Raw genomic sequence first — 12,941 nt, forward strand, 5'->3', positions numbered from 1 at the left:
GCAGGGTCCCCAAGCGGTCCGCGCTACCCCTCCCCCTCCTGCCGTCCAATGTGCTTGAGCACTGCACGGATGTCTGCGGTGTCGAGACCGCCGACGATCGACGGAGCCTCCTGGAGATCAGCCAGCTGCTGCACGGAGGGGTCGTCCAGGACTCGCGACATGAAGTCCAGCTTGTCCTGAAGCCGTACCTCGACGACCTCATCGATGGTCTGTTCGGCGGCGAGAACCGTCACGCGCGTCTCCACATCGGCCGCCAGGCCAAGCCGGTGGATCCGGTCCAGACTCTGAAGGTACCGGCCGGCCAAGAAATCACGATCTACGTACACCGCGTCGTGGCATACCTGGTGGAGACTGATCCCCTCTCCGAGGGTGGCGGGATTGGAGATGAGGACCATGCAGTCCGGATCCTTGCGGAAGCGGCGCAGTTCCTCTTCTCGGTCCGGCGTACCGCCGTGCACGACCGCGGGGCCGAAGCCTTCCAGCAGCTTCGCCAGTGACGTCAGGCTCCGTACGAACGTCGTCCACACGAGGGTCTTGCGGCCTCGCTCGGCATTGGCTGCGACGATCGAGGCCGCTTCCGCGTATTTGGGCGACAGCTCGTAGTCGGACAGGTTCTTCAGCAACTCGTACAGAGAGCCTCCGGGGGGAGCGTCCAGAGGCGGAAGCCGGTACTCGACCGGCTCGTACTTGCTGCTGCCTTCCAGCAGCAGCGAGGGGTTCGTCGCTGCCATCAGCAGACGCAGCGCCGACTTGCCCAGTGCGGCGAAGTCGCCCGCCGATACCTCAGCCCGCGCCGACATGTCCCCCGCGAGCGCCTGGTAGATCTCGTCGTGGAGAGGAGTAAGCGGAACACGTGTCACGCGGGCGGTTACCGGAGGCAGGCCGAGTTCCTGCTTGGTCGTACGGGTGAACAGCGGACGCAGGACAGCACTGGCGTGGGCGAGGTCACCGCCGGCGACTGCTTGAGTCACCGTCCGCTGACCGTAACCAGGCCAGACGAATCCGAGCAGGTTCTCCAGGTCCTTCGCGCCGTTAGGCGCGGGGGTGCCGGTAAGGATCAGCCGCCTGCGGGCAAGAGGCCCGAGAGCCATACAGGCGGCCCCGTATTTCCCCCTCGCCCCGAGCTTCATCCGGTGCGCCTCGTCCAGGATGATCATTGACGGAGCTTCTCGCAGCCATGCGGCCAGGAAGGCAAGCGACTTGTCGAGCCGCTCGTAGTTGACGATCAGGACTTCCGCCCACTGGTCACGCCCCGCCTCCACGAGCGTGGTCCTCATTGGAGAGGCGAAGCACGCGCCCGTTTCGTAGTTCCAGGACTCATAGGCCGACTTGGGACTCACGACCATCAGCCGCCGAACACTGCCAGCCGTCTTCATCGCCGAGTACACACCGAGCGCCACGCGGGTCTTGCCGGCACCCGGGACACTGAAGCTCGCCCCGTGCTGCAACGTCAGCAACTTGGCGATGTCCCGCTTCTGGAAGCTCGTAAGCGGAGCGATCCAGTCTGGCCCCAGCCGGGAGATAACGTCCTCAGATTCCAGATCCGCTGTGAGGGCATCGGGAGCATCCAGTTGCTTCTTGACCGTCTCCGCGTCACGCATGCTGGACAGAACCAGCTCACGCAGTTCCGGCGCCCACTCCACGCCCTGGTGATCAGGCCAGGTGCTGATCGCATGGAGATTGGTCAGCAGATCCTCTATGTCGACGTGCAGCGTGGTGGGGCCAAGCTGGCCGCCCGTACGGAAACGGGCGGCCAGCCCCACGAGGTCGGCACGGCGCTCCTCACTCGCTCTCAACTCGGCCCTGGTACGGCTCACGTCGAAAGCGAGACGGAGAGTGATGGACCCGTGCTCCGCCATCAGGAACCTTCCGCCGCCGCGGCTTCAAGGAGCCAGGACACACCCTCGCCCGGATACTGCTTGCCCCGTCCCGCCTGCCGTGCCAGTTGCTGCATGCTCTCGCGCAGCTTCACGACGGCTTCGTCGAAGGCCGCTTCGTCCAGACTCCGCGAACCACGCGCCTTGACCAGTTCGTCCACACACAGGTCGATCGCGGCACACGCGTCCATAAGCCGTGCTGGTGCCATCTGCTTGCGCTGGCGCAGGCGGAAGTCACGGCCGGCGCGGTCGATCGCCTTGTCGAACGCGTCCCTGACTTCAACCCGAACCGCTTCAGCTTTCTCCTTCTCCTCCTCGTTCACACCTGAGGACGAGATACATGCCATCACACGCGAGACATTCCGGCTGATTTCCTGAGCTACGGTGACCCCCGGGGAAGCGCTGGGGGCAGCGGCTCCCAGACCTGGAATCACTACCTCACTCTCATGATTTTCTGTAATCTCTGGAGCGATCCCGTCGGGCAGGACGTCCGAGAGGTAGCTATCAAGGAACCCTTCCTTGATGTTACGCACATCCGTCTTGGAAAACTTCAGCATAATCGCCGCGATTCTATTCTCCTTAAGGATCTCCGCCTGGTCAGGGTCGACCGCCGCGAGATTCATGAAGTCGCGTCCAAGCTCCTTCAGCTTTTCCTGCGCGTCCTCGAAGTCGACCAGGCGCAGCGAGGCATCAGCGGACGCGCTCCGCGCGATCTGGTCGCGGATCACCTGAAGAATCCAGCGTTCCATCTCGTACGTCTTGACTTGGATTCGGAAATCCTTGGCAATCGCGTCGGGAACCCGCCCCAGGCCGGCCTGTTCCTCCATGGCCAGCAAACGGTTGATATACGAGTAGTCGCGACGGTGGTCCTTGCGCAACTGAAGCGCCAGCTCCACAGCGCTTACATCAGCCCAGGTGAAGGAAGACGGCAGGACTCCCACCCTCATCGACTGGATGCCCAGTTCCCGGAGGGCAGCAGCTCGGGTGTTGCCGTTCACCAGGATTCCCTGATGCGTGATCAGTCCCGGATCGTTCTGCCCGTGCTTCCGAAGGTCGTCCTTCAGCACATCAAAGTCAGGATCTCGCTTAGTCGGGTTTGCCGGGTCCGCCTGGAGAAGGTGAAACAGGTAGGATTGCCCATCTTTCCCCCAGGGGAATTGCTTAAGCTCTCTTTCCTGTTCAGGGTCGTGACTGCACTGAGCCCGGATCCTGTGCGTATTGGGGTTGAAGTAGAGATCCACAAGAGGGACTTCAATAACCTCTACGTGCAACGGGGTGCCATTACGGTCAACCGTAACGCTCTCCCGGGGACCGCTGGACTTGCTCACCTCTTCGAGCCGCAACTTGACCAGTTCACTGAACTGCTCTGCATTCGGCGGTGCGGGAATACCTTCAAGCATGCTCACTCAGCGTCCTCCGCCTTCTGCTCCCTCGCCACTTCCTCGGCGAACGCCGTACGGGACTCCTCAGGAAGCGAACGATAGGTCCCCCACAGCTTCTCCAGCGGGCTCTGGGTCCGCCTCCCCGACTTGATCCAGCCTCCAAGGACCTTCCGCTCAAGAGAAGTGAGCGCCCGCACCGCCTCCAGCAGTTCCCCGAGGTCCTCAACGTCCCCGCGGCGGCCAACACGGCACCTATTGCACTCCGTTACCAACTGGATCTCTACAGTGCCGTCGGCCATCTTGACCGGACGCCGGGCGATGTCGAGCTGCGCGTCCGAACCACCGTCACCGTACGGCTCACCGGCGCTGACACCGCAGGACCGGCAGAGGTGACCGTCAGTACGGAACGTCGAACTCCGCTGTGTCGCCGTGAGACTGGCCTTCGGCTTCGGCTTCGCCTGGCCCGGCAGCCATACCTCAAGCCCCTTCTTCACATACCGCTGCTCTTCCTGCTTCAGAGCAGGATCTTCGCGGCTCGTGTGAATCTCCCAGCCATGTGACCTGAGGTCGCGCATCCTCCGGTCGATCTGCGCTACCTCAGGAAACGCCTCGCGGAGCTGGGTCTTCGTGAAGATCTTCCCTTCTCCCACCTCCGTAACCAGCCACAGCGCACATCTGATCATGCTTCCGCGCTTTCCTTTTTCCCGCCATGAAGGGACTGCTGTCATCCGATCCTCCGATCAGCGTCACACAGCGCACTCACCATGTGACTCACCGAATTTTATCGCGCTCGACGACCGGACCAATTCAGCACGAAAACAGCAGCCACGTCTACCCGAATTCAACGTTGCGTGAGAGTCTGCAACGCATTACGTTGCACCAAAAATCGCAACGCGAATCCGTGGTCTTTTACATGTGGCGACTGATAGAGGTGGAAGCTTCCACAGAAACATGGGCCACGAGGGGGGACTAACGTGACCAAAAGATGGGTTATCCGACCCATCCGGGAAGAAGCCGGCCCGGCAGAACGTGAGTTCCTGACCGCGCTGCGCGCGATTGCCCTCTTGGCCGGAGAGTCCCTTACGGCCGTCGCGGCGAAGCTCTACGTGCACCCAAGCACCGTGACCCGGCACCTCCGTGAACGGAGCGGCAACTGGGGCGTCTTCCCTGAGCGGCTCTTCAAGGCAGCGGAGGAAGCGTGCGAGGGCGGGAATGTAGGTATCACCCTGGCCGAGCTGCGGAAACTCTTCGACGCAGCAGTGCTCGCAGAACCCCGCTTCAAGAACGAACTGCGTCAGGCTTACGAAGCCAGCATCGGGGCCGTTGCCGACAAGGATGGTTCACCAGCTCACCTGCCGGTCCCCCGCACAGCGGGGGACCGGCAGGTGAATGCTTCCGGAGTGCCGTCGGCACAGCAGTTCGCCGACAGGGCGGCAGAGCTCCTTGCCCAGGGTTTGCCCGACGCCGCTCTCGCGGCCATGCGCGAGGCAACAGAGGCTCTCACCGCGGCCGAGAGCGCGGCGGCCCTTATCCTCCTTCGTGCGGAAGACCAGACGGAGCTGGCTGAGACGTTCCTCCACATCTTCGGTCGGCAGCAGCCGGACAAGGAGGTGATGCGGATGGCGCTGGGACTGATCGTCGAATACGACTCGCCCCACGATGCCGGCGCGGTACTGAAAGCAGCCCTGGACAGGGCTGTCGAGGTCAACTAGTCGCCCCCACCTCGCACCAGACCGTCTTCCCCTCCGCTCCCTCCACGTTCACCCCCCACCGCAGCGCCAGTGCCTCGATCAGGGCCAGGCCGCGGCCGGACTCGTCGTCGGCGTGGGGGTGGAGGGGGGCCGGGAGGGCGTGGGGAGCGGGGTCGGTGAGGGCGATGCGGGTGCGCTCGGCGTCCCACGTCACGTGCAGTGTCACGGGCGTGCCCTCTCCGACATGGCGGATCGCGTTCGTGACCAGTTCGCTCACACACAGCTCCGCCGTGTCGGCGAGCCCCGGGAGGCCCCAGAGCCGCACATGCTCCCGCACCCGTCGACGCACCGTCCGCACCGCGCACGGTTCCGCCAGCAACGGAACCGTCAGGGCCGCCCGCACGGTGTGGGAGTCGCAGCCGTTCACCGGGCCCCGCCTTCGGACCAGGCGGTACGCAGCACAGCGGCCAGCTTCCGCGCCGTCTCGACGTTGCAGCGCCCGAGGGAGACGAGCGGGTGCCGGTGATCGCCCGCGTACGTCACGGGGTCCGTTTGCAGCGACGGCAGCGTGATCGCGTGACCCGCCAGCGCCTCGCGGAGTTCTTCCGTCGCCGAATCCGCCTCGTCCCTGGCCGACGCCAGGTCCCGCTTCTCCCGTGTCCCCATGCGCCTCGTCCTCTCCGCCGTGCCGACTGTTGCTCTGTGTGATGAAGCACTCACAGCGTCGACGTTTGAGGCGTAGCGTCATAGGGGTTCTGGTTCAGCGGCCGAGGCCGCTGAAGAGGAAGGGGACAACCATGCCACCACGTAAAGATCCCGACGCCGCGGCGAGCGTGCCCGCGTTCTACGGTGCGGAGTTGCGCTGGAAGCGGGAGGCCGCGGGGCTCACCCTCGCGCAGTTCGCCGAGGGCTGCTTCTACAGCGTCGCCTACCTCAGCCAGATCGAGATGGGCGAACGGCGCATGCCCCTGGACTTCGCCCAGTACGCCGATCGACGTCTCGGTACGGACGGGTTCTTCGAGCGACGGTGCGAGGACGTGAAGAAGGCTCGCAAGGGTGGCCACGCGGACTACTTCGCCGACGTGGTGGAGATGGAGACGCGCGCCGCGACCATTGAGGAGTGGGCGCCCGTGCTTGTCCCCGGTCTGCTCCAGACCGGCGCGTATGCGGGAGCCGTCGTGCGTAAAACGCACCCCCTCTCGCTGCCGGAAGAGGTCGACGCGAAGGTACAGGCCCGGCTGGAACGCTCACGCATCTTCGAGGACCCCAAGACCCCGAAGTTCTGGGTCATTCTGCATGAGCTGGTGCTGAAGAGCCCGCTCGCCGAGCCCATGACCATGGCCGAGCAGCTTCAGCACATCGCGCACATGGCACGGAGCTACCGCGTCGTCTTGCAGGTCTTTCCGCTGAACGCGGGGGCGCACCCCTTCATGACGAGCCCGGCCAAGCTCATGACCTTTGCAGATGCCCCGCCCATCGCCTACACCGAGTCGATGCACACAGGTCAGCTCATCGATGATCCGATGCTCGTGAGGGAGTACAAAGACTCCTACGATCTGCTCAGGGCCGCCGCACTGTCGCCAGAGGCGTCTCTGACCCTGATCGAGGCCGCAGCAGAGGACTACCGAGATGACGAGCAGCAGCATTGACCTGAGCGCTGCAACATGGTTCAAGAGCAGCTACAGCAACGGCAGCGGCGGAGACTGTCTGGAGATCGGCCGCGATTTCCCCGGCGCTGCCTCTTGGCGCAAGAGCACCCACAGCAACGGAAGCGGCGGCAACTGCCTGGAGGTAGCCGTGGACCTGCCCGGAAACGCGCAGTGGCGTAAGAGCACCCACAGCAACGGCGACGGCGGTCACTGCGTCGAGGTCTCGGACGCACAGCACGCCCACCCCGGTGTCGTCCCCGTACGGGACAGCAAAGCCGCCCCCCAAGGCCCCGTACTCACCTTCCCCGCACCGAGCTGGAACCGGTTCATAGCGGGGGTCAAGGGCGGGGCGTTCGTTCTCTGAGGGCCCTGTCCGGCGCATACTCGCGTGCATGAGTGACCGTTCCCTCGAAGCCCTCGGGCTTCATGACGTGCCCGCGTTGCAGCCCCTCACGTATCCGGGACGCCCTGTCAGGGAGCCGGTGTTGCTCAGTGGGCGGGACGTGTTGCCGCTGCGGGTGACCGGTGAGCGGGTGGGGGCCTGGCCCGTCGCGTCCGGCGGGTCCCTACAGGAGAGGGCACTCGACCAGGTGCTGGAGGATCTGGGGGACGCGCCCACACGCGAGCGTTACCCCGTCATCGCCGTCGGGTCCAACGCGAGCCCCGCGCAGGTCAGTTACAAGCTCCAGCGCGCGGGCGGGCTCTCGCGGGCCGTGCCCATGGTGCCCGTGAAGATCAGCGGCATCGGTGTCGGGCTGTCGGCGCACATCAGCCGCGCCGGTTACGTCTCCGCTTCGCCCTACGCGTCGGACGCACGAGACACCACCCTCGTCGTGAGCTGGCTGGACGAGGCACAGCTCGCGGCCGTCGACGCGACGGAGTTCCCCAACTACGGCCGCGCTCTCCTGCCAGGGGACGGATTCCCCATGGTGCTGCCGAACGGCTGGCGGCTGGAGGGCGCGTACCTCTACTTCAACACGCGCGGCCTCCTCGCCCACCCCGACGGCACGCTCCGCGCCCCGGCCCCGCAGCCGGACGTGCTGCGCGCGCTGCTGCGTGAGTCCGCACCCCTGCGTGACCTGCTGGGACCCGACCCCGAGAGCTGGGTCGCGCGGGCCGCCGCCGACCCGCGACGGTGCGCCGCGGGCACCGCCGTCTTCGAAGAAGAGGGCTGGCTGCTTCGGGAAACCCGGTTCAGCGGGTACGCGGTGGCAGGGTAGGCACATCCCCAGGTCCCCCAGCGAAAGGAAGCCCACCATGGCCGACGAGGCCCTGCTCGCCCTCCTCAAGGAGCGCAAGCTCGGCGTGCTGGTCACGCTGAAGCGCGACGGACGGCCGCAGTTGTCGAACGTGCTCTACGCCTACGACCCCGACGACCGCGTCATCCGCGTCTCCGTCACGTCCACCCGCGCCAAGTCCCGCAACCTCGTCCGCGACCCACGCGCGAGCTTCCACGTCACCAGCGACGACGGGTGGGCCTGGACGGTGGCCGAGGGCACGGCGGAGGTCACACCCGTCGTCGCCGACCCGTACGACCCCGTCGCAGAGGAACTGGTGCGCCTCTACAAGGACGTCCAGGGCGAGCACCCGGACTGGGAGGAGTTCCGCGCCGCGCAGCTCGCCGAGGGGCGGCAGGTCGTCCGCATCCCCGTCGAGCACGCGTACGGGCAGCCGCTCCGCTGACCGCGAACCGTCACACCGATTACGCCGACGCCTCCGTCAGCCGCGCCACCTCGTCCTCCGTCAACGTCACCTCGGCCACCGCCATCAGCGCCGGAAGCTGCTCGGGCGTGCGCGCGCTGGCGACGGGCGCCGTGACCGTCGGGCGGGCCAGCAGCCAGGCCAGCGCTACGGTCGCCGGTGAGACGTGACGGGCCTGGGCGACCTCGTCCAGGGCCCGCAGCACCCGCTGGCCGCGCTCCGTCGCCAGGTGCTGGGAAGCGGATGCGGCGCGGGCGCTCTCGGGCGCGGCGCCGGGCCGGTACTTGCCGGTGAGGAAACCGGAGGCGAGGGAGTAGTAGGGCATGACGCCGAGGCCGTAGCGGGCGGCGACGTCCTGGAGTTCGCCCTCGTACGTCTCCCGCGAGACGAGGTTGTAGTGCGGCTGGAGTCCCACGTAACGGGCGAGGCCGAACTCCTCGCTGAAGGCGAGCGACGCGTCCAGCCTGGCCGGCGTGATGTTGGACGCGGCGATCTCGCGGACCTTGCCGGAGCGGACGAGGTCGTCCAGCGCCGTGATGATCTCGGAGACCTCGACGCTCTCGTCGTCGTAGTGCGTGTAGAGGAGGTCGATGTGGTCGGTACGGAGACGGCGCAGCGACTCCTCCACCGCGCTCTTGACCGTGCGCGCCGCGAGGCCCGTGTACTCGGGGTGGGCGCCGACCTTCGTGGCGAGGACGATCCCGTCGCGGACGCGGCTGCCGCGCTCGGCCAGCCAGTTGCCGAGTACGGTCTCGGACTCGCCGCCCGAGTTGCCCTCGACCCAGGCCGAGTAGACGTCGGCGGTGTCGATGAAGTTGCCGCCGTGCGCGGTGTAGGCGTCGAGCACGGCGAAGGAGCCGGGTTCGTCGGCCGTCCAGCCGAAGACGTTGCCGCCGAGGCAGAGCGGTGAGACGGAGAGCCCGCCGAGGGGGCGGCGCTCGCGGGTCAGGTCTGCCATGGCCGTCCCGCTCGCTGTCCCGCCCAGGTTCCCGCCCGGGTTCGCGCTGGTCGCCGAGTTGTCCGAGTTGTGTGTGTCAGCCATACGTGGACGGTAACTCTGCCGGGACGGAAGCGCAGGCCGACGGCCCTGGTGTCGGGGGGTGGTCCACCAGAGCCGCCGGGTCCTGGGCTGGGGCCCGGCCGGAGGGACCGGCCGAAGGGCCCCGTTCGCCGCCGCCTCGTCCCCTCCTCGTGCTGTGCCGAGGGCCACGGGGGCCAGGGGCGAGTGGTGCGTGCGCCCGCCTCGGCGGTGCGAGGCGGCGGCGTGGTCGTGAGTGGGCGGGGGCGACCCGAGTGCGCGAGGTGCCGTGTGGTGCGCCACCCGCCCGAGGCGACCGGGTACCACGGGTCCGGGCTCCCAACCCGGACCCGGGCCGACGGAACCGCGTCAGCGAACCCGCGTCAGCAGAGCCGCGTCAGCGGAACCCCGTCAGACGCTGAGGCCCTTGCCCCGCAGCCACGCCAGCGGATCGACCGGGTCACCGCCGCCGGGCCGGACCTCGACGTGCAGGTGCGGTCCCGAGGAGTTGCCTGTGGAGCCGACGCGGCCGATGACGTCGCCGGTGCTGACCTTGTCACCGGCCGACTTCGTCATCGAGGACAGGTGGCAGAACCACAGCTCGGTGCCGTCGTCCAGCTCCAGCACGATGCGGTAGCCGTACGAACCGGCCCAGCCCGCTTCCTTGATGGTGCCCGTGTGGATGGCCTTGACCGGGGTGCCGGTGGGGGACGCGAAGTCCTGGCCCGTGTGGTCGTTCTGCCACATGCCGCCGGAGGAGCCGAAGCCCGCGGAGAGCTGGTACGAGGAGACCGGGAGCGTGTAGCTCTTGTCGAGCTTGGCGAGGCGGGCCGCCTCCGCCTTGCGGCGCTTCTCCTCCTCGGCCTTCTTCTTGGCCTCGGCCTCTTCCTCGCGCTCTTCCTTGGCCTCCTTGGCGGCTGCCGTCGCCGCCTTGGCCGCGGCGGCCTGGGAGGCGGCCTCGCGCGCCGCCGCGTCCGCCTCGGCCTGCTGGGACTCGGCCTGCGCGAGGATGCGGGCGCGCAGTGCCTCGCCCGCGTCCGTACGGCCAGCGGCGGCGTCCTCCTCGGACAGGCCCGCCTGGCTCAGGGGCGCCTGGACGGCGGCGACGGCCTCCGCGTCGTCCGCGCCGCCCGCGAGGAGGCCGCCGACGCCGGGGAGGTCCTGCACGGAGTCAGCAGCGGAGGCGAGGTCCGGCATGGATATCGCGGCCGGGTCCTTGTCCTTGGCGGTGGCCATGCCGCCCGCGCCGACGGCGGCGATCATGCCGACGCCGAGCACCGCGCCGCTGCGGGCCATGCCGCCGCCGCGCTGCTTGCCCACGCGGTGCCGGCCGCGGACGGGACGGACGGAGTCCTCGGTGGGGTTCCACTCGTCGAACGCGTCGTCGCCGTCCTCGTCGCCACCGTCACGCGCGGGACCGTAGACGTCCGGGACGGGCACCGCCTGGGTGTCGAAGGCCGGGGCCTCGAAGGACGGGGCCTCGAACGTCTGCGTAGCGTCGATGGTCTGCGTGTCGAAGTTCCGCGCACCGGCCGGGACATGGGCGGCACCCGCCGGGGCGAGCGCGTCGGGACGGCCCAGCGCGTCGTAGTTGCCGTACGCGTCGAATGTGCCGTGGCCGTAGCCGGGTGTGCCGTGGCCCTGGCCGAAGCCGTGGCCGTGGCCGAAGTGGTCGCCGCCGTGGGGCGGCCGGCTGTCGTAGGACGCGCCGTACGACGGTGAACCGCCGAAGGACGGCTCGTACGAGGCCTCGGGGGCATGCCTCTTGGACGCCACGGGGGGCGCACTCCTTTCCTTCCTTCTCGCCTACCGGGTTAGCTGACGGGTTCGGAGCAGGAAGGTCTCCTACGGAAGCGCCCGCACATGGGACATGGGCGGGAGAGTCCGATTCACCCCATCCCTCGGAGGGCGGCCCCGGTGTGGGCCGACCGGTGAGAGACCCCCCTCGCCGCCGGCTGACGACGGCCGAGAAGTGGTGGTTCCCCGGTTCCCTCGGTGCGCTTCGCGTCGAGTGGTGACTCGCGTTGACGCACGTACAGGATTCGGCGACGGCGCACGGTGCCGACTCTCGTGACGGCTGTGACGACCGCGCTGCGTTATCGAACGTTAATAGAGTCGCGGGCCGAATTCCAAGCTGTTCCGGCGAATTCGTAGTCGCCGTTGCCCTGCACTTTTCCGGGCAGACGGGGGCAATCAGGGGCAGGAATTACCCGAATTGGGGCGCCGGATCGCGGAGAGTGACGAAACATCAGGCCGGAAAGCTGTCTTGAACCGCTCCACAGCTCCCCCTCCCCGTCTTCACAACCTCCCCCTGCGCCGCGCCACCAGCAGCGCCATGTCGTCCGTGATCCGTCCGCCCGTGTACGCCTCCACGTCCGCGACCAGCGCGTCCAGCAGCCCGTCAGGACCGTCGAAGGCGCACCCGGCCAGGCGGCGCGAGGGCTCGTAGAAGACGCCGCTCCCCTCGCCCCGCGCCTCGGACAGGCCGTCCGTGTAGAGCAGGAGATGCGCGCCGGGCGGGAAGGGCACCTCGTCAGCGCGGTCGGGCCACTCGCCCAGCTCGGGCATCCCCAGCGGCAGCGCGGGGACCCTGGGCTCGATGTAGCTGGGGAACCCGTCGGACTTCAGCAGCAGCGGCGCCGGGTGGCCGCGGTTCACGACGCGGAGCACGCCCGGGTCCTCGGCCGGTACCTCGACGAGGACGGCCGTCGTGAACCCCTCGTACTGGTCGAGCCCCCTCCTGCGGTCCCCCTCGCGCCGCAGCGCGCCCTCCAGGCGGCCCGCGACCGCCTCCAGCGTGTCCTCCTGCTCGGCCGCCTCACGGAACGCGCCGATGACGATGACGACCGCCTCCACGGCCCCGAGCCCCTTCCCCCGCACGTCCCCGACGAGCATCCGGGTCCCGTGCGGGGTCTCCTGGACCGCGTAGAGGTCCCCGCCGATACGGGCGCCGGTCTGCGCGGCCTTGTAGCGCGCCGCGAACTCCAGCCGTCCGATGCGCGGGGGCGGCAGCGGCAGCACCGCGCGCTGGGCCGCCTCGGCGATGATCCGCGCGGAGTCCAGGGCCGCGCCGCTGCGGCGCACGATGCCGCTGATGAAGACGGCGAGCGCGGAGACGGTGGCGACGGTGAGGGTGCGCATCGAGTCGTCGAGCAGGTCCGACGGGCCGTCCAGCAGAAGCAGCGCCGCGAAGAGGGCGGTGGCTATGAGCCCCGTGCCGACGGTCACCCCGCGGGTGCAGAAGGGGGCTGTCACCAGGGGCGCGGCGGCGAAGAAGGGGGCGCCCGTGATCTCGGAGAAGGTGGTGACGTTCAGGAGGATGCCGAGGGCGAGCATCAGGAGGGGCAGCAGGAGGAAAGGGACGCAGCGTCCGTCGGCTGGAGGCTCCGCGGGCACGGTCGTCCGTCGGCTGCCGCCGCCCCGGAACCTGCCCCTGCCCCTGCCCGATCTCTGGTCCGCCACCGTCCCAATCTGACCCTTCATGGCGCGCTCGGCCACTTGACCTGCTCCAATCGCTCCCCCTCTGGCGGCCCCCGGCCGGGGCGACGGCCGGGGCGACGGCCGAGGGCGCCGCCACACGATCGCCGCACTCCGTGAGCGCCCGGCGCCCCGGCACGTTCCAC

Annotated in this window: 13 protein-coding genes and 1 riboswitch; of the genes, 5 read left to right on the plus strand and 8 right to left on the minus strand. The window is 68.2% G+C overall.

Features of this window, described 5'->3' with window-relative positions:
* Positions 1-23: 23 nt before the first annotated feature.
* From ACYVOO_RS04120 to ACYVOO_RS04130, 3 genes are read right to left on the minus strand one after another with little or no spacing between them, the layout of a single operon-like run.
* Entirely contained in the window at positions 24-1,859 is a 1,836-nt protein-coding gene (locus ACYVOO_RS04120; RefSeq protein WP_461014271.1) for a DEAD/DEAH box helicase, read from the minus strand.
* Positions 1,859-3,277 carry a hypothetical protein gene (locus ACYVOO_RS04125; RefSeq protein WP_461014366.1) on the minus strand — a complete coding sequence of 473 codons (1,419 nt, stop codon included), beginning with the start codon at positions 3,275-3,277 and terminating at the stop codon, positions 1,859-1,861. The genes ACYVOO_RS04120 and ACYVOO_RS04125 overlap by 1 nt, the downstream gene beginning before the upstream one ends.
* Before the next feature lie 2 nt (positions 3,278-3,279).
* Positions 3,280-3,942 (minus strand): hypothetical protein, encoded by a 663-nt coding sequence (locus ACYVOO_RS04130; RefSeq protein ID WP_461014272.1) that lies wholly within the window; start codon positions 3,940-3,942, stop codon positions 3,280-3,282.
* A gap of 291 nt (positions 3,943-4,233) precedes the next feature.
* Here ACYVOO_RS04130 and ACYVOO_RS04135 point away from each other — a divergent pair, with 291 nt between their 5' ends.
* On the plus strand, positions 4,234-4,971 hold the full coding sequence (locus ACYVOO_RS04135) for a hypothetical protein (protein WP_461014273.1): 738 nt from the start codon (positions 4,234-4,236) through the stop codon (positions 4,969-4,971).
* Here ACYVOO_RS04135 and ACYVOO_RS04140 read toward each other — a convergent pair.
* Together ACYVOO_RS04140 and ACYVOO_RS04145 are read right to left on the minus strand one after the other, a co-directional pair.
* On the minus strand, positions 4,964-5,377 hold the full coding sequence (locus tag ACYVOO_RS04140) for an ATP-binding protein (protein WP_461014274.1): 414 nt from the start codon (positions 5,375-5,377) through the stop codon (positions 4,964-4,966). The genes ACYVOO_RS04135 and ACYVOO_RS04140 overlap by 8 nt on opposite strands.
* Positions 5,374-5,616, minus strand: a complete 243-nt coding sequence (locus ACYVOO_RS04145; RefSeq protein ID WP_461014275.1) for a hypothetical protein — start codon at positions 5,614-5,616, stop codon at positions 5,374-5,376. Before ACYVOO_RS04145 ends, ACYVOO_RS04140 begins: the two co-directional genes overlap by 4 nt.
* Positions 5,617-5,747: 131 nt before the next feature.
* Here ACYVOO_RS04145 and ACYVOO_RS04150 point away from each other — a divergent pair, with 131 nt between their 5' ends.
* From ACYVOO_RS04150 to ACYVOO_RS04165, 4 genes are read left to right on the plus strand one after another with little or no spacing between them, the layout of a single operon-like run.
* Entirely contained in the window at positions 5,748-6,599 is an 852-nt protein-coding gene (locus ACYVOO_RS04150) for a helix-turn-helix domain-containing protein (RefSeq protein ID WP_461014276.1), read from the plus strand.
* Positions 6,580-6,963 (plus strand): DUF397 domain-containing protein, encoded by a 384-nt coding sequence (locus ACYVOO_RS04155; protein WP_461014277.1) that lies wholly within the window; start codon positions 6,580-6,582, stop codon positions 6,961-6,963. Before ACYVOO_RS04150 ends, ACYVOO_RS04155 begins: the two co-directional genes overlap by 20 nt.
* Positions 6,964-6,991: 28 nt before the next feature.
* Positions 6,992-7,819, plus strand: a complete 828-nt coding sequence (locus tag ACYVOO_RS04160) for a hypothetical protein (RefSeq protein ID WP_461014278.1) — start codon at positions 6,992-6,994, stop codon at positions 7,817-7,819.
* A 37-nt stretch (positions 7,820-7,856) separates the two neighbouring features.
* The gene (locus ACYVOO_RS04165) at positions 7,857-8,282 is read left to right on the plus strand and encodes a PPOX class F420-dependent oxidoreductase (protein WP_461014279.1); all 426 of its coding nucleotides are present in this window, start codon (positions 7,857-7,859) and stop codon (positions 8,280-8,282) included.
* A gap of 19 nt (positions 8,283-8,301) precedes the next feature.
* Here ACYVOO_RS04165 and ACYVOO_RS04170 read toward each other — a convergent pair whose 3' ends face one another.
* The 3 genes from ACYVOO_RS04170 to ACYVOO_RS04180 all read right to left on the minus strand — a co-directional run bounded on the left by ACYVOO_RS04170 (position 8,302) and on the right by ACYVOO_RS04180 (position 12,780).
* Complete coding sequence (locus ACYVOO_RS04170) at positions 8,302-9,258, minus strand: aldo/keto reductase (RefSeq protein ID WP_461014367.1); 957 nt, start codon at positions 9,256-9,258, stop codon at positions 8,302-8,304.
* Positions 9,259-9,729: 471 nt separating this feature from the next.
* A complete protein-coding gene (locus ACYVOO_RS04175) occupies positions 9,730-10,758 on the minus strand; it encodes a M23 family metallopeptidase (protein ID WP_461014368.1) in 1,029 nt (342 codons plus the stop codon).
* 349 nt (positions 10,759-11,107) lie between these two features.
* Positions 11,108-11,335, minus strand: a riboswitch (cyclic di-AMP (ydaO/yuaA leader).
* Positions 11,336-11,616: 281 nt separating this feature from the next.
* On the minus strand, positions 11,617-12,780 hold the full coding sequence (locus tag ACYVOO_RS04180; RefSeq protein ID WP_461014280.1) for a PP2C family protein-serine/threonine phosphatase: 1,164 nt from the start codon (positions 12,778-12,780) through the stop codon (positions 11,617-11,619).
* Between the last annotated feature and the right edge of the window lie 161 nt (positions 12,781-12,941).

The organism is Streptomyces daliensis (assembly GCF_054782395.1).

Excerpts from the sequence above, each read along its gene's own strand:
- ACYVOO_RS04160 (WP_461014278.1), top strand. The coding sequence starts at position 6,992 with ATGAGTGACCGTTCCCTCGAAGCCCTCGGGCTTCATGACGTGCCCGCG.
- ACYVOO_RS04120 (WP_461014271.1), bottom strand. The coding sequence starts at position 1,859 with ATGGCGGAGCACGGGTCCATCACTCTCCGTCTCGCTTTCGACGTGAGC.
- ACYVOO_RS04165 (WP_461014279.1), top strand. The coding sequence starts at position 7,857 with ATGGCCGACGAGGCCCTGCTCGCCCTCCTCAAGGAGCGCAAGCTCGGC.
- ACYVOO_RS04145 (WP_461014275.1), bottom strand. The coding sequence starts at position 5,616 with ATGGGGACACGGGAGAAGCGGGACCTGGCGTCGGCCAGGGACGAGGCG.
- ACYVOO_RS04170 (WP_461014367.1), bottom strand. The coding sequence starts at position 9,258 with ATGGCAGACCTGACCCGCGAGCGCCGCCCCCTCGGCGGGCTCTCCGTC.
- ACYVOO_RS04155 (WP_461014277.1), top strand. The coding sequence starts at position 6,580 with ATGACGAGCAGCAGCATTGACCTGAGCGCTGCAACATGGTTCAAGAGC.
- ACYVOO_RS04125 (WP_461014366.1), bottom strand. The coding sequence starts at position 3,277 with ATGCTTGAAGGTATTCCCGCACCGCCGAATGCAGAGCAGTTCAGTGAA.
- ACYVOO_RS04150 (WP_461014276.1), top strand. The coding sequence starts at position 5,748 with ATGCCACCACGTAAAGATCCCGACGCCGCGGCGAGCGTGCCCGCGTTC.
- ACYVOO_RS04130 (WP_461014272.1), bottom strand. The coding sequence starts at position 3,942 with ATGATCAGATGTGCGCTGTGGCTGGTTACGGAGGTGGGAGAAGGGAAG.